12 protein-coding genes are annotated in these 14,661 nt (G+C 50.1%); 3 read left to right on the top strand and 9 right to left on the bottom strand.

Annotation, left to right across the window (positions count from 1 at the left end):
* Positions 1–2: 2 nt before the first annotated feature.
* Entirely contained in the window at positions 3–473 is a 471-nt protein-coding gene (locus tag ACG1BZ_RS15980; RefSeq protein ID WP_020413378.1) for an Lrp/AsnC family transcriptional regulator, read from the bottom strand.
* 277 nt (positions 474–750) lie between these two features.
* Here ACG1BZ_RS15980 and ACG1BZ_RS15975 point away from each other — a divergent pair, with 277 nt between their 5' ends.
* Positions 751–4,308 carry an indolepyruvate ferredoxin oxidoreductase family protein gene (locus ACG1BZ_RS15975; RefSeq protein WP_413662684.1) on the top strand — a complete coding sequence of 1,186 codons (3,558 nt, stop codon included), beginning with the start codon at positions 751–753 and terminating at the stop codon, positions 4,306–4,308.
* A gap of 53 nt (positions 4,309–4,361) precedes the next feature.
* Here the strand turns inward: ACG1BZ_RS15975 and ACG1BZ_RS15970 are convergent, their stop codons facing one another.
* The gene (locus tag ACG1BZ_RS15970; RefSeq protein WP_413662683.1) at positions 4,362–5,636 is read right to left on the bottom strand and encodes an OprO/OprP family phosphate-selective porin; all 1,275 of its coding nucleotides are present in this window, start codon (positions 5,634–5,636) and stop codon (positions 4,362–4,364) included.
* A 135-nt stretch (positions 5,637–5,771) separates the two neighbouring features.
* Entirely contained in the window at positions 5,772–6,662 is an 891-nt protein-coding gene (locus ACG1BZ_RS15965; protein ID WP_413662682.1) for a TraB/GumN family protein, read from the bottom strand.
* Positions 6,663–6,832: 170 nt separating this feature from the next.
* Between ACG1BZ_RS15965 and ACG1BZ_RS15960 the strand changes: the two genes are divergently transcribed.
* Entirely contained in the window at positions 6,833–7,930 is a 1,098-nt protein-coding gene (locus ACG1BZ_RS15960; RefSeq protein WP_413662681.1) for a glycosyltransferase, read from the top strand.
* Between the two features lie 54 nt (positions 7,931–7,984).
* On the opposite strand, the gene ACG1BZ_RS15955 is transcribed toward ACG1BZ_RS15960, so the two are convergent.
* The gene (locus ACG1BZ_RS15955) at positions 7,985–8,569 is read right to left on the bottom strand and encodes an acyloxyacyl hydrolase (protein WP_413662680.1); all 585 of its coding nucleotides are present in this window, start codon (positions 8,567–8,569) and stop codon (positions 7,985–7,987) included.
* A gap of 99 nt (positions 8,570–8,668) precedes the next feature.
* On the bottom strand, positions 8,669–9,817 hold the full coding sequence (locus tag ACG1BZ_RS15950) for an RNA polymerase sigma factor RpoD/SigA (RefSeq protein WP_413662679.1): 1,149 nt from the start codon (positions 9,815–9,817) through the stop codon (positions 8,669–8,671).
* A gap of 755 nt (positions 9,818–10,572) precedes the next feature.
* Between ACG1BZ_RS15950 and ACG1BZ_RS15945 the strand changes: the two genes are divergently transcribed.
* Positions 10,573–10,881, top strand: coding sequence for a hypothetical protein (locus tag ACG1BZ_RS15945; RefSeq protein ID WP_413662678.1), 309 nt, complete (start codon positions 10,573–10,575; stop codon positions 10,879–10,881).
* An 82-nt stretch (positions 10,882–10,963) separates the two neighbouring features.
* On the opposite strand, the gene ACG1BZ_RS15940 is transcribed toward ACG1BZ_RS15945, so the two are convergent.
* The 4 genes from ACG1BZ_RS15940 to ACG1BZ_RS15925 all read right to left on the bottom strand — a co-directional run bounded on the left by ACG1BZ_RS15940 (position 10,964) and on the right by ACG1BZ_RS15925 (position 14,540).
* Positions 10,964–11,722, bottom strand: a complete 759-nt coding sequence (locus ACG1BZ_RS15940) for a YciK family oxidoreductase (RefSeq protein WP_413662677.1) — start codon at positions 11,720–11,722, stop codon at positions 10,964–10,966.
* Between the two features lie 52 nt (positions 11,723–11,774).
* A complete protein-coding gene (locus tag ACG1BZ_RS15935) occupies positions 11,775–12,434 on the bottom strand; it encodes an HAD family hydrolase (protein ID WP_413662676.1) in 660 nt (219 codons plus the stop codon).
* Positions 12,435–12,446: 12 nt separating this feature from the next.
* A complete protein-coding gene (ubiG, locus tag ACG1BZ_RS15930; RefSeq protein WP_413662675.1) occupies positions 12,447–13,148 on the bottom strand; it encodes a bifunctional 2-polyprenyl-6-hydroxyphenol methylase/3-demethylubiquinol 3-O-methyltransferase UbiG in 702 nt (233 codons plus the stop codon).
* Positions 13,149–13,214: 66 nt separating this feature from the next.
* On the bottom strand, positions 13,215–14,540 hold the full coding sequence (locus ACG1BZ_RS15925) for a TRZ/ATZ family hydrolase (RefSeq protein WP_413662674.1): 1,326 nt from the start codon (positions 14,538–14,540) through the stop codon (positions 13,215–13,217).
* Between the last annotated feature and the right edge of the window lie 121 nt (positions 14,541–14,661).

The raw sequence follows: 14,661 nt of genomic DNA, 5'->3' as shown, positions 1-14,661 counted from the left end.
GCTTAAAGTGGCAGCTGGGTGGTGTACTTCACCTGCTTGAGGGCAAAGGTGGAGTTGACTGAGGCCACGTTTGGCAGGTGTACCAGGGAGCGCTTCAGTAATTGCTCATAGTGCTCCACGCTATCCACTACCACGCGCAGGACATAGTCTTTGTCTCCGCTGGTGGAATAGCACTCTACCACCTCCTGGACATCCTGAACTGCTGATTCAAAGTTGTTCAGGGATTCCTCATCGTGATTGTGGATGGTAACGTAGCAGTATACGGTGACACCCAGATCCAATTTGCGTGGATCCAGCAAGGTAACACGGCCACGGATAATACCTTCGGCTTCCAATCGCTTGATTCTGCGCCAGCAGGGAGTGTGCGAAAGACCGACTTTATCGCCCAGCTCTGCCATGGAGTAATCTGCGTTCTCCTGCAGCGCTCGCAGAATCTTACGGTCAAAATCATCCAGGTCTGTCGAACGCTTCATAAAGACTCCTATCCTATAAAAATTATCTATATCGAAACTTCTATCACAAATTTACGCATATTTGCGTGAATAAAGCAATGCTCTATTGCGCTTAACGAACTAGTATGACCTGACTAAACCGTTTCGGGATAGGTGCAGTGTGCCCTTAGCCGCTCTGGGACTTTGCGGCAAATATAAAAACAGGCGTATCTGACCACGGAAAACGGACTATTCGGAAGAATAATGACTAATAACTCGAACCGGGTTTCGAGAAGAATAATTAACCGGAAGTAGGTGTATGACTGAAAAAGTAACCAGTCCTCAAAGTACGGCGGATTCCCAAGTAAAAAAACAGGTTTCATTGGACGACCGCTACACCATGCTCAAGGGCCGTGTGCTCCTTTCAGGTATCCAGGCCCTTGTGCGCTTACCCATAGACCAGATGCGAATGGACCGGGATCGCGGCCTCAATACCGCGACTTTTATCTCCGGTTATCGGGGGTCGCCCTTGGGTGGCTACGACCTGCAGTTATCCAGGGCGAAAAAGCTGCTGGGAGAGTACAACATCCGTTTCCAGCCTGGCGTCAATGAAGAGTTGGCGGCTACAGCAGTTTGGGGTTCCCAGCAGGTGGGCTTGTTCCAGGGCGCAGAAGTGGATGGCGTCTGCGGGATTTGGTATGGCAAGACACCGGGTGTCGATCGCTCCTGCGATGCATTTCGCCATGCCAACGCCGCTGGCTCCTCTCCCAAAGGTGGTGCACTGATCGTTGCCGGCGATGACCACGGCTGTAAATCATCCTCCTATCCCGGGCAATCTGAGTTTGCCTTTGTAGATATGCATATTCCAGTACTTAACCCCGCCACCGTGCAGGAAGTGTTGGATTATGGTCACTATGGGCTGGAGCTGTCTCGCTTTAGCGGCTGCTGGGTGGCAATGATCACCCTGGCAGAAAATATGGATAGCTCTGCGACCGTGGAAGTGGACCCTGAGCGGGTTAAATTCCACTACCCGGATATTGAGCGTCCCGAGGGCGGCCTGAATATTCGCAAGCAGGACAACCCTCTCGAGCAGGAAGAGCGCCTGTGGCGTTACAAGCGCCCTGCTGCGCTGGCTTTTGCCCGCGCCAATAAACTCAACAAGGTTGTACTGGAAAACCCTGAGGCGAGCCTCGGTATCGTAACCACCGGTAAGGCCCATCTGGACTTGATGCAGGCCTTCGAAGACATGGGTATCGATGAGCAGAAGGCCAAGCAGCTCGGTATCCGAATCCTTAAAGTGGGTATGACCTACCCGTTGGATGTGCCGGGTATCCAGGAGTTTGCCCGTGGCTTGGATACGCTGCTGGTGCTTGAGGAAAAACGCAGTTTGATGGAAGTACAGCTGAAAGAAGAGCTGTACAACGTCCACGTGAAGGACCCAAATTTCCCGCGTATTCTCGGTAAAGTGGACGATAGTGATCAGCCGCTGATGCCCGCTTATGGCGAGCTGTCGCCAGCGATTATTGCCCAGGTATTGGGTTTTGTTTTGGGTGAGGACAAGTTGGATGAAGGCGGCAAGCACCGCTTGATGCGCCTCAATGCCCTGGCTGAACGTATTTCCCAGCAGACGGGCTCAAGCGTGTCTCGCTTGCCTATGTTCTGTGCCGGCTGCCCCCACAACCGTTCCACCAAGGTGCCAGAAGGAAGCCGAGCCTTAGCAGGTATTGGTTGTCACTATATGGCTCAGTGGTTGGATAGGGAGACTTATACCTTCACCCAAATGGGTGCCGAAGGAGTTAACTGGGTAGGGCAGGCGCCGTTTACAACTGAAAAGCATGTCTTTGTAAACCTGGGTGATGGTACCTATTTCCACTCCGGTATTTTAGCTATTCGTGCTTCCGTGGCTGCCAAGGTCAATATCACTTACAAGATCCTGTTTAATGATGCGGTCGCCATGACAGGCGGCCAGCCCCACGATGGTGAGTTGGCTCCGGATATGATCTGTCGCCAAGTTTTGGCAGAAGGGGTTCAGAAAGTTGTCCTGGTGATGGATAACCCGGATAAATACAAGGGTGCGCTGTCCTTCCCCAGTGAAGTTGAAATTCATCACCGGGATTACTTGCCCGTTGTAATGGATGAGCTGCGTGAGGTTGAAGGTTGTACCGTTATTATTTACGACCAGACCTGTGCCACCGAACTGCGCCGCAAGCGCAAGCGCGGGCTACTGCCTAAAGCCGAGGGGCGCCCCTTTATCAACGAGCTGGTGTGTGAAGGCTGTGGAGACTGCGTCCAGCAGTCGAGCTGCATCGCTGTTGAGAAAGTGGAAACGGCGCTGGGCGACAAACGCAGGGTAAACCAAACCGGCTGTAACCAGGATATGTCCTGCGTTAACGGCTTCTGCCCCTCATTTGTCACGGTGAAAGGAGGCAATATTGCCAAGGGCGCCGGGGTAGGCGACGTTTTGCGAACTGAAGCGGCCAAGTTGCCCTCGCCGCAGCTTCCGGGCTTACAGCAGCCGTATAACTTCCTGGTTACCGGCGTTGGTGGTACGGGTGTGGTGACTATTGGTGCCTTGTTAGCGATGGCGGCACATATCGAAGACAAGGCGTGCAGTACCCTTGATCAGACCGGATTGGCTCAGAAGGGCGGTGCGGTTTACTCCCATATTCGCTTTGCGGCTGCGCCCGAGGCTTTGCAGGCGGTACGTATTTCCGACGGTCGTGCCGATGCCCTAATGGCCTGCGACCTGATTGCAGCCGGCAATGTAGCAGCTTGTTTGGTTAAACTGGATAAATCGCACAGTCGCGCGGTAGTGAATACCCACTTGAGCCCAACGGCGGCAACGGTTCTCGGGCGTGAGGATGTCCATTCACCGCAAGCGGTATTGGATACGGTGAGTGGCGCGGTTAATGAGCTCAGCTCTGTAGAAGCGCATCGCCTGACCAAAGCAGCTCTGGGTGATACGCTCGCCGCCAACATTTTTATGCTCGGCTACGCCTGGCAGAAAGGGTTGATTCCGCTAACTGAAGCCTCCCTACTGGAAGCGATCCGCTTAAACGGTGTCGCTGTGGAAGGTAATCTGCAGGGATTTGCTGCAGGGCGGTTGGCGGCAGAAAATCGCAACGCTCTGGACAAACTGTTAACCCACGAAAAAGTTGCAGTAGAAGTACCACAAACTCTTGAAGCGATCGTGGCTCACCGGGTGGGGCACCTCACCGGTTATCAAAATGCGGACCTTGCCGAGCGTTACCGCAGTTTGGTCGATACGGTGAAATCTGCTGAGATCTTAAAAGTGCCCGGGAACGTGCAGTTGGCTGAGGTGGTTGCGCGCAATTATGCAAAGTTGCTTGCCTATAAGGATGAGTACGAGGTGGCCCGCCTATACACCGATAGCCGCTTTATCGAATCGCTAAAAGAGAACTTCAGTGGTGACTTTACCCTGGAGTTCAATTTGGCTCCCCCGTTATTGGCGCGCTTCGATAAAGGCTTGGGGCGTCCCCGCAAAATGAAATTTGGCGGTTGGATGTACAAGGCATTTGGTGTTTTGGCGAAGCTGAAGTTCTTGCGCGGATCGGCGCTTGATATTTTTGGCTATACAGCTGAGCGAAAAATGGAGAGGGCACTGATTAGCGAATATGAAGAATTGGTTAAGAAAGTTCTGGGCCAATTAAATTCGCAGAATCACGCTGCTGCTGTTGAGCTACTTCAATACCCGGATATCATCCGGGGCTACGGCCCGGTGAAGGAGGCCAATATTGAGAAAGCGAAAGAACAGCGAAATATCGCATTAAATCGATTTGAAAACCCGGTTCGGGATATAAAACTATCAGCTGAGGTTGAGGTTTTTGACCCAGCTAAGGCACAGCAAGTAGGTTAATTGCCCGTTTGATAAAGTGGCTCAAGGACTGTCTTGAGCCACTTTATAATCCCCTACCAAACCCCTTGTAGTCGTATGGCGAATTGGTTGGTTTTGTCTCCAGTAAAATCGTTGTCGCCTAGGGTGATGTTCATCATTACCCGAACTTTGGGGTTGAAGTAATAGTTTACCCCTAACGTAAGGTTACTTGCTCGAAGCTGGTGGAAATCGCGATTTTCGATGGTTTGGTATCTTGCGGCAACTTCCCATGCGCCTTCTGGGGGGGATGGTTTAATTGACTTAAAAACCCCTTTCTTGTCGTCATATGGCTTGTGCTGCCCGGTAATTGCCCAGCTTCCCAAAATGTACCAGGAGTGGACATCCTGTCCGCCAATAAAGCACCCGGTGATAGGATCACAGAAAAAATTCGGAGGCAAACCGAAAAACTCTTCATAGACCAATTCTGAGAGATATATTTTTCCTGAAAAGTGCCCGTAGGCGTATTCCGCCTGACCAAATAAGGGACCGTAGGTTGCAGCCAGCTCGAAACCGGTAATATTGACCCGCCCCCCACCGTCGCCGAGAAAAAATTCATCGTCACCAAAATCGCCAAAAAAATTAATTGATCCACCAGGTGAGATGGCTATAAGTTGCTCTGGCCCCCGCCGGCCCGCATAGGCGACCTCAGCAATAATATCAGGTGTATCTTGGTTAGCTTTTTCGTAACTACGGGATACGCCGAGGTGAACGGTTGATATGGAGTCGCTGATTGGAGCCCAGGTTAATCGAGTTGCGGCGCCAAACCCCGAATTGCGTGGGTCACCGGGGTTTCGCAAGTTGAACAGGGTAAAACCGAAGGTATGGCAGCACCATTGTTTATCCCATTTGATCCCCTGTAAGTAGCCTCGTCCGTCGTAAATACCTGCAGAGCTGGTAAGTGCTCGCTCCATAAGTACGAGGTCGTTTGAGCTGGTTAGTTGACTCATTGATCGACTGGGTTTGAAATTGCCAATAGTCAACTTTCCTGTATAGAACTTTGTACTTAAATAAACGTCACGCAACCCTGCGGTTCCACTGGTGGCAAAGTCTCTCTGAAGTTTGTATTCCCACTCCCAGATTTTGCCCCTCATTGTCAATCTAACCCGACGGAAGTCGGTTGTATTGACCGGATCTTCTAGGTCTTTGTCAAAAATGTATGTATCGAAGTGAATCCTTCCGCCGAGTTGTGCGGAGAAATCCCCATCGTCAGAGACAATTTTCAGTCCGCCTTTTGTCTCGGCTTCATCAGCAATAGCCGGGAAGCTAAATAAAAGAATTGATATGGCACAGTATGCTCCCCAGCATTTCATCGGACGCCTCTAGTTGAGAGTTGTCATTGGTCACGGGAAAAGTGCTATTCGAGTTTAGCAATAGAAAAGACTTTGGACGGGGAGGGGGAATGGGACGGCGCAGAAAATCTGCGCCGAGGGTTACTGGACAGTTGATTAAATGCGTTCTAATTTGTAACCAGTGTCGCCTAGAAACTCGATAACACTGCGTTCGCCCACCAAGTGGCCAGCGCCGACTATGACAAACAGAGACTGGTAGTTTGGCCCCTTAAGGGCAATTTTCTCAGCCATCCTTTCATTGCGATTAAAAAAAAGTGTGTCATAGAGCGGCTTATATTCAGGGTTTTCAGTTAGGCCGTCGAGGATAATAAGGCGATTCAAAGCTTCTTCATCTCCTCGCTTCCATGCGCTGGTAAGTTTGGGTAAAAAGGTTGAAATATCCCCAATTTGCTCAAGGGTTTGCTGGAAGAGGAGCGCAGGGTTGTCCAGGTCATTTAACATCTTGAATTGTTGCAAGACACCTTCTAGCTCCAGAACGGATTTCCCATCCTTTTTTGCTTTTTGTAAAAAGTGCCTATCAATGCCTAGTTCTGGGTTGAGGCCGTGGGCCTGCATCTCAATCATACTCATAGAGATCATGGCTATGGCGGGACGCTGCCGGATAAACATAGCCTCGGGCATACTACGTTTTCGCATCCACGACTTCAGTTGGCTGTATATCGCGGGTGGAAGTTCGTCTTTTAAAGTTCGTTCACCTTGGTAGATAGACTCCATCATGATTCGCTGCTGTAACAGGCTGTCGCCTTCTGCAGCGAGAATGTCAGCCTCGACGGCAATGGCATCACTATTGGAGTAGGCCTGTTCAATTTTTGGTCTAAGAGGGTAAAAGTCCTCAGTTGCCAAGTGAACCGAGCCTAATAAGTAAACGGTTTTATCATCTTTAGTTGCTTTCCAGAAGATGCCTTTATCGCTCTCAGCGGCTGAAGCTCCTATTGTTAGTAGAAGCAGTGTAAAGGCGAGAAAGTAACTTATTTGTCGCTGAAGCATTGTCGGGTCCCTGAGTAATTTGCCTTTGCAAATACTATCACTAACACCTTCAGGTACCAGAGGGGCTTTTAGGCATCAAGTCACTGACTTGTAAATTAGTGATGATTTACTGGGAAATTATCTTATTGGAAGTCAAAATAGACCTTTTGGTCTGTTTCACGGAAGTCAAATTGAAAGTTGTACAGTTTTTGCCCAGTCTAGAGCCTGGGATCACAGCAACTCTTGCGCTTGAGTTTGCAAATGAACTGGTCAAAAAAGGCCACGAGTCCCTGGTAATTTCTACTGGTGGACCATTGGAGGCGCGGTTTCGTTTGCACGGTAGTGACTTTATTAGCTTTCCAAAAATCAGTGAGTCAATTTGGTCTTTGCGGCACAAATCCCGCCTGCGTAAGATTCTCGCAAGGTTGCAACCGGATATTGTCCATACCTATGGTCGCTCAACGGCTTTTCTAGCTTGGCGCGCCTTAAAGAGTGAGTCAGCTACAAGTCGCCCTAAGCTGGTGCCCCTCGTGGATCAAGATTTCCCCGACAGTTATTTTAATAAAGGTATGCTGTCAGGAGATGGAATTATCGCAAGCTCCCGAGGGGTTGCAGAGAACCTGAAGAAGTTCTCCCCCAAAATTACAGAAGACTCGATAGAGGTTATTTATCACGGTATCAATATTCGCGAGTTTGATCGTGAAAAACCGGTAGCGAGCCAGTGGCAACTGAAGCTTTTGAATAGCTATCCCCAGCTGGAAGGGAAAAACTGGTGGTTAATGCCGGGAGAGATCTCTGCAAGTGGGGGCCAGGAGGAGTTTTTACACCTGTTGGCCCAGGCTGCGGCACAAAGCGATGATTTTCACGGAGTGATTATAGGAGCTTTGGCTGAAGATAATTTGCGTTATCTGAAAAAACTTGAAGGGCTCGCACAAGATTTGGACCTTGGTGGTAAGGTTACATTCCTTGGTGAACGCCGTGATATGCGTGAGCTGTACGCAACTTCTCAGTTGGTTTTTCAACTCGCCAGCGAGAAAGATGGGAACGCAAAACATTCGAAGGAAGCGCTGGCGATGGGGCGCCCGGTAGTCGCTTATTCCGAAGGTTGTACGGGGGAGGTTTTACAGAAACACTTTCCTGAAGGACTGGTGGAGAAAGGTGATCTGAAATCTTTAATGGAAGCGAGTTTGAATTTGGTAAGCAAGCCAAATAATCTAAATCCTCAAGAGTTTAGCTATGCAGCTTCGGCTGGAAAAACCATAGACTTTTTTCAGGGCTTACTTAATTAAATTAAAAGCAATTTTAGTCGTTAACAATCTGGAAAGTATTAAAAGGTTGAATTTCTAAAAGTTAAGGTGCCCGTTCAAAGAGGCGAAATCAAAACCGGGATTGGGTGTATTGGTTCTGGCGTTTGAAAAATGACTGTATCTTAAAGAAAGGACGTGGCCTCTGGAAAAACGGTACCCGAAAGCAAAGTGCAGGGCAAAATTTAGTTTGGTGCTCAATCCAATATCACCAAAGTTTTTTTGGCTTAAGTAGGATGCTCCTGCGCCTGCTTCAGCAAAGCCACCCCGTAATTCACCTCGGGGGTACCAGCGCAAAATAGGTTTAATTTCGAGAATATTTTGTTGCTGTTTCTCGCTGTGGTGTTCAATTCGCATATGGGAGTAGCTGCCTTGTCCCCACCATTGAAGTGAATTGTCGCCAAGGCTAAATGAAGACAGTAGATAGGAGTAGCTGAATCCAGCCATTTCTGAAGCTGAGATAGAGCGATACTGCATTAACTCATTTCCTAACCCTTTACCTGCGCTTGCAATGAGCTCGGATTCTGCTTGCGTCGGTTGGGCTAGAAGTAGTCCGCCGGCAAAAAAATAGGTACAGCATTTAAAGGCATAGTATTTTTCGTTGAAGACCGCTAACTTACGCATAACTTCGCAATACTAACTGATAGAACTGTTTTAAAGACTAGTGGGAAAGGGTTCGATGGCAAGCTCTCAGGAGGGGCTTGCCATCGACTTCCTCCTTTTCTAGCGCCACTGCCGCTTCAGTTGTCGAAGTGCGTCAGAATGAAGTTGTCGCGCGCGCTCCTGGCTAAGCCCCAATTGCTCGCCAATAACTCGAAAAGAGCAGTCCTTGTCAGAAATTAATCCATACCGCAAGTTGAGGACTGTCCTTTGTCGTGCGGGGAGGCGGGCAACAGCTTCACGGAGGCGTTGAGCTAGCTCCTGGTTGGTTACAAGCTCATCCGTATTGTAAAGTTCATCAGCAGGTGCATAGTCCAGTCGGGTACTGCTCTGGTCGTCTGCGACTGGGTCATCAAGGGACCCTGTTGGTCCTGGGAGTTTTAATAAGCTCTGGATTCTCTCAATATCTAGTCCTGTGTGGCGGGCCAGATTGTCATCGGATGCGGGTTGCCCCTGAGCACGTACTTCACCAATGGCTCTGTAAATCGCTCTTAAATCATCCTGGACATTGGCTGGTTGTCGGACAAGATCTTCATTGCGCCTTAAAGCCAATTGAATTTCTTGCTGAATCCACCAGTAGGCATAGGTCGAAAAGCGGTATCCCATTTGTGGTTTGAATCGCTCAATGGCTTTCATTAATCCAACATTGCCTTCTTGAATTAAATCGATAAAGGGAACTGATGGGTTGCGAAAGCGTTTTGCGATGGCAATAACCAGGCGCAGATTACATTGGATCAGTTTTTTCCGCTGTTGTTGAAAGCGCTGTAGGAGTCCGGTTAGCCTGCTGCGGCCGCGCCTATCCAGGAACTTGCTGGCAAGTAGGATTTCAGTGTGGGCAATTATAAGTCCATGGTCGTAGGCGCCTGTGCTTCCGCGCTGCTCCACTCCTTCGCTGCGAAGCTGAACCAACTCGGTGCCGCTTTCCTGAAGATTGGAAATGAGCTTTTCTTCCAGGTCGCGCAATAGACAGGTGGTACTGTGCTCTTCCTCCGGAGTTAATAGCTCAAGCCTGTAGAGATGCTTGAGATAGCTCTGCATTGGGGTGGTGCCGCTCTCGGAGAGGGTATCACCCGCGGCATGAATCTCTTCCGAGTCAGGGTCTCGCTCGACTTGAGGGTCGGGCTCGCTGGCACCCTGGCAGGAGTCAGAGAGTGGTTCGCCTGTATCCTTCAGCCATTCTTCATCCCTTGAGTAAAAATGTTCTCGGGACAAGTGCTTAAACCTTTGTTGGCTGTGTGAACGAAACTTGTTGATCAGTCTATTAAGGTGTCGATTGACGCCTATTTCTACTTACTATAGATGTATCAGTAAGCTTAAGAAGGGAAAAATGAGACTCGAAGGTTTTGCCGGTCTGAAAAAGGGGGAGAGTTTTATGTGCGCCTCTAGAAACTAGCTTTTACTGGGCGCGCTTGCTCTTACTTTTCGGCCACTATCTTTTGGCGGCATAAAGAATTAGCCAAGCATTGCTTTTTCTGCGGCGACCGAGATTCCAGCCTTCCAGTAGATCCTTTCATTGTCATTTTGGCGCCAGAACCGGCTATTATCCAGTTTGAATAGGGGCTTCTGATAAGTGCCTTTGGTGATTGAAACAATTCTAATTCCGATGAAATTAGGCATTTTAGTTGTTGGACTCTTTTTTTCTTTCCTAAGTCATTTTTTGCCCGCTATTCCGCGGGTGGGTTAACTTGCCAGAGTAAGTTAGTCGTTTCATGTCAGCTTCTATCCCACAAGATCTTCTCAAACAAATAGAAATGCAGATGAGTTCACACTTTTTTGGCTGTCAGCATGAAAGAATTTGAAGAGCCATACATGCTGATTGCCCACAAAATATGGGGCTCGAGTTCGGTTTGTGAAATATTGTCGTTTTTAGTAGTTGTTGTTTGGAGGGTATGACTACTTAATAAGTTGCAGAAAATTCTATCGATTGAGCGATTTTTTATAAAACTAAACTATCCAGGGGCGGAACTATGAAGGGGTTGCTAACACCTGCAGCACTGTTTGCTGTTGTGGTTGGGTACGTGTCTTGCGAGGGGATAAGCCTTGCGGTATCTGATCGATCTGCAGCTTATGCTGTCGGGGTCGCGCTTAGTGAGCGGGATGATCAGTCCGTTGACTACAACCAGTACTCGGGAGATGCTCAAGATATAGAGCTGTTTGATGGCTCCAATATGATGGAGTTTGAAGGCGATGTATTTGCCGATGCTCCCGAGCATATGCCTCCAATTGGAGAGGGGGCGGACTCAAAAGACAGTGATGACAAGGGCTTCGGTGAGTAGCTATCAAGTGCAATGCCAATAAGGCTTACATGGACAAGTACCCGAGACCGAAGCCCGGATTCTTGTCCAGGAGACGGGGTCTCTATTTCTTCTGGGCGCTAAAATGCTTCCCGCTTACGCCGTTACTGTCTCTACCCATTAAATAGAGGTAGGTGGGCATAATATCTTCTGCAGAGGTTACCGACTGTGGGTTTTCTGCTGGGTAGGCAGTTGCTCGCATTGTTGTACGGGTTGCCCCTGGGTTTAGGGAGTTGACCCGGGTATTGGAAACCCCTTCCAGTTCATCGGCGAGTACCTGCATCAGTCCTTCAGTGGCAAACTTCGATACTGAATAGGCCCCCCAATAGGCTCTCCCTTTAACCCCAACGCTGGAGCTTGTAAACACAACAGAGCCTGCTTCTGATTCCTCTAGCAGAGGCAGCATTGCCTTTGTTAGTCCAAACGCTGCATTAACATTCACCTGCATTACTTGTTGCCAAGTGTTGAAATTGTAATTGCCTATAGGGGTGCGTTGCCCGAGTAGGCCGGCATTGTGCAGGAGTCCATCCAGGCGGCCAAACTCGTTGCGAATAGCTTCTGCGAGGCTCTCGAAACCCTCTATTTTTGCCGCACCCAGGTCCATGGGGAAAATAGCCGGCTGTGGTCCGCCGGCAGTCTCGATTTCGTCATAGACCGCTTCTAGCTTGGGGGTTGTACGGCCTAGCAAAATTACTGTCGCCCCGTGAGCGGCAAAAGTCTTTGCTGCAGTTTTACCTATGCCATCTCCGGCACCGGTGATAAGAATAATTTTGCTCTTTAATAGGTCGGAGGGCGCTTGATAGTCGCCAACAAAGTCTGACATGAAATATCCCGATACTGTCACCGGGCTTGGGTGCCCGGTATTACTTCAAGTTTCAAAAATAGTGTTGTTCTAGAAGGGGCCAAATTTCATTGGCGGAATTTACCAGGTGGTCTGCCCCCCAATTGGCGGGGTTGTCTGTAGAGTCAATATAACCATACCCGCAAGCGATAGTCGGCATACCAGCCTTTTGTCCGGCGATGATATCGCGCTTGTGGTCGCCGATATAAATTGCTTCAGCGGGCGCGCAACCAATCTGGCTGCAGGCTAAAAATAGGGGCTCGGGGTCCGGCTTGGATTTGCTGACGTGGTCAGGGCAAACAATTGCAGAGGCTGGCGGTAGATGGGTAAAGGCTTCCATCAGCGGAGTGGTGTAGGCCTCCGGTTTATTGGTGACAATCCCCCAGGGAAGGTTTTTTTCAACCAGGTTGTCGAGCAGGTTGTCGATACCGGGGAAAGTGGTCGTCTTCTCTGCAAGATGTGCCAGGTAGAGGTCTAGCAACCTTTGCAGTAATCCTGGGAAGGCGGGGTCACCTTCTTCTTTGTTAAACCCCAATGTCACCAGCGCCCTGGAACCATTGGATACAGTTCCCCGGATCGTCTCGTCAGGCAGTGGAGGTAACTGTTCCTGTTGGCGCAGTTGATTTAATACAACAATAAAATCTGGCGCTGTATCAAGCAGGGTACCATCCAGGTCAAATAAAACGGCTTTCATTTTGCAGTTCACTTATTCTGGTTTGCTGGCATACATCAAATAATTGACGTCGACATCCTGGGGGTTCAATTTGTAGCTTCGGGTAACCGGGTTATAAGTCATACCGGTTATATCGTGCGCTTCCAGGGACTCATCGCGCAGCCAGGCGCCCATTTCTGAGGGGCGGATAAACTTACTGTATTCATGAGTGCCCTTGGGCAGTAAGCGTAGGACATATTCTGCTCCGACTACGGCAAACAGCCACCCTTTGGGGGTGCGGTTGATCGTAGAGAAAAATAGCTTGCCGCCAGGTTTTACAAGTTTCGCGCAGGCGCGAATGACAGAGGACGGGTCTGGTACATGCTCAAGCATCTCCAGGCAGGTAACAATATCAAAGCTCTCGGGCGCTTCTTCTGCCAGTTCCTCTACTGCCACTTTGCGATAGTTGACGCTGACGCCACTTTCGAGGGCGTGGAGTTTGGCGACATTGAGTGGGGCTTCCCCTAGATCGATACCAGTAACATCGGCTCCCCTCTGTGCCATGGCTTCAGCCAGGATACCGCCACCGCAGCCCACATCGAGGAGCTTCTTACCGGCAACCGGAGCATACCCGTCAATGTAATTTGCACGCAGTGGATTGATTTCGTGTAGTGGTTTGAACTCGCCTTCCTTGTCCCACCAGCGGCTGGCAAGTTGCTCAAATTTGGCGATTTCTGAGGGATCTACATTGCTCATGAACTTCTCTGCAAACTCCGTCGCTCGTAACCGGCATTTTTCAGTGATTGGGCCGGAATCAGTTAGCTAGCGTAAATTTCCGCTGATTCTATCACGCCATATTTGCGCCCGCTGGATAACCTCAGTTTCGTTTAAGGTTTGTAGCTGGCGCTCCTTTAAAAGTTGTCGCCCGGCGACCCAGACATCGCTGACATTGTGTCCTCCGTTGGCATAAATCAACTGGGACACTGGGTCATGCAAAGGCTGCTGTTCTAGACCGCCGAGATTGATAGCAGCAATGTCTGCGCTTTTACCTACCTCCAGGCTTCCGGTTATATCTTCAATTCCCAGTGCTTTGGCTCCGTTGATGGTCGCCATGCTCAGTGTCTGATGCGCGGGTAGGGCTGTTGCGTTCCCGCTAACAGCTTTTGCCAGTAGTGCGGCTGTGTTGGCTTCGGAGAACAGGTCTTGGGTGTTATTGCTCGCGGCGCCATCGGTGCCCAGGGAAACGTTGATGCCGGCTTCCAGCATGTCATAGGTCGGGCAAAAGCCTGAGGCGAGCTTGAGGTTGGATGATGGGCAGTGAGAAACATGGGCGCCACTTGAACTCACTAGCTCAATATCTCGCTGGTTGGTGGCCACCATATGTACACAAAGTGTCTGCGGTCCCAGCAACCCAAGGCGGAATAGCCGCTCGGTGGGTCGCTCTCCAGTAGCGTTCAGGGCGCTTTCAACTTCAGCGTGGGTCTCGTGGAGGTGCATTTGCATGGGGATCTGCGCTTCGGCAGAGCAGACTGCAATTTTTTCCAGTGTTTTATCCCCCACGGTGTAGGGGGCGTGGGGTGCAAATACCACCTCAATTCGATCGTGCGCACGGTAATCATCGCGTAACGCCAATCCTTTGTGCAAGGCCTCATCGCTATTGCGGCTCCAGGGGGTTGGGGCATCCAGCACGGGGAAGGCGATATGGGCCCTGATTCCGCTCTCCCGCGCAGCAATGGCGACGGCTTCCGGGAAGAAGTACTGATCAGAAAAAGTAGTAGTACCAGAGCGCAGCATCTCGGCAATCGCTTGCCGGCTGCCGTCAGCTACAAATTGCGGACCGACCCAGCGTTGCTCTGTCGGCCAGATGTGCTGCTCCAGCCACTCTTTAAGGGGGCGGTCATCAGCGTAGCCGCGCAATAGCGTCATGGGCGCATGGTTGTGAGTATTAATTAACCCTGGAATTAGTGCGTGTTGCCCCAGGTCGATCTCATTTGTTGCCCTAAAACGAATTGAGGCCTCAGCTGTGGGTACCAGGGCAGAGATTTTGCCCTTTTCTATTGCGAGCGAACAATTTTCGTACACTTTTTTCTCGGGTACGACGGGTATGATCCAGCGTGCGTGGATCAGGGTATCGACAGCTTGTTGCATGAGGAGTTATCTGGTGGCTGCTGTGGGGGTGTTTTACTGTAGCCGCAGTCAATGAGGGCGACAACTGTGGTTTGTGCCGCAGTTGGATATCTCCGAGTCCTGCGGCTCCAAACATCTCAAA

It is taken from the genome of Microbulbifer sp. CNSA002, from assembly GCF_047324085.1.
Taxonomy (GTDB): domain Bacteria; phylum Pseudomonadota; class Gammaproteobacteria; order Pseudomonadales; family Cellvibrionaceae; genus Microbulbifer.
The sequence above is the reverse complement of the archived record's forward strand: the minus strand, read 5'-3'. Positions and strand labels throughout refer to the sequence as shown.

Bases quoted from the DNA above. Each gene is read 5' to 3' on its own strand.
- ACG1BZ_RS15980 (WP_020413378.1), bottom strand. From the start codon at position 473: ATGAAGCGTTCGACAGACCTGGATGATTTTGACCGTAAGATTCTGCGA.
- ACG1BZ_RS15945 (WP_413662678.1), top strand. From the start codon at position 10,573: ATGAAGGGGTTGCTAACACCTGCAGCACTGTTTGCTGTTGTGGTTGGG.
- ACG1BZ_RS15965 (WP_413662682.1), bottom strand. From the start codon at position 6,662: ATGCTTCAGCGACAAATAAGTTACTTTCTCGCCTTTACACTGCTTCTA.
- ACG1BZ_RS15975 (WP_413662684.1), top strand. From the start codon at position 751: ATGACTGAAAAAGTAACCAGTCCTCAAAGTACGGCGGATTCCCAAGTA.
- ACG1BZ_RS15955 (WP_413662680.1), bottom strand. From the start codon at position 8,569: ATGCGTAAGTTAGCGGTCTTCAACGAAAAATACTATGCCTTTAAATGC.
- ACG1BZ_RS15925 (WP_413662674.1), bottom strand. From the start codon at position 14,540: ATGCAACAAGCTGTCGATACCCTGATCCACGCACGCTGGATCATACCC.
- ACG1BZ_RS15940 (WP_413662677.1), bottom strand. From the start codon at position 11,722: ATGTCAGACTTTGTTGGCGACTATCAAGCGCCCTCCGACCTATTAAAG.
- ubiG (WP_413662675.1), bottom strand. From the start codon at position 13,148: ATGAGCAATGTAGATCCCTCAGAAATCGCCAAATTTGAGCAACTTGCC.
- ACG1BZ_RS15935 (WP_413662676.1), bottom strand. From the start codon at position 12,434: ATGAAAGCCGTTTTATTTGACCTGGATGGTACCCTGCTTGATACAGCG.
- ACG1BZ_RS15970 (WP_413662683.1), bottom strand. From the start codon at position 5,636: ATGAAATGCTGGGGAGCATACTGTGCCATATCAATTCTTTTATTTAGC.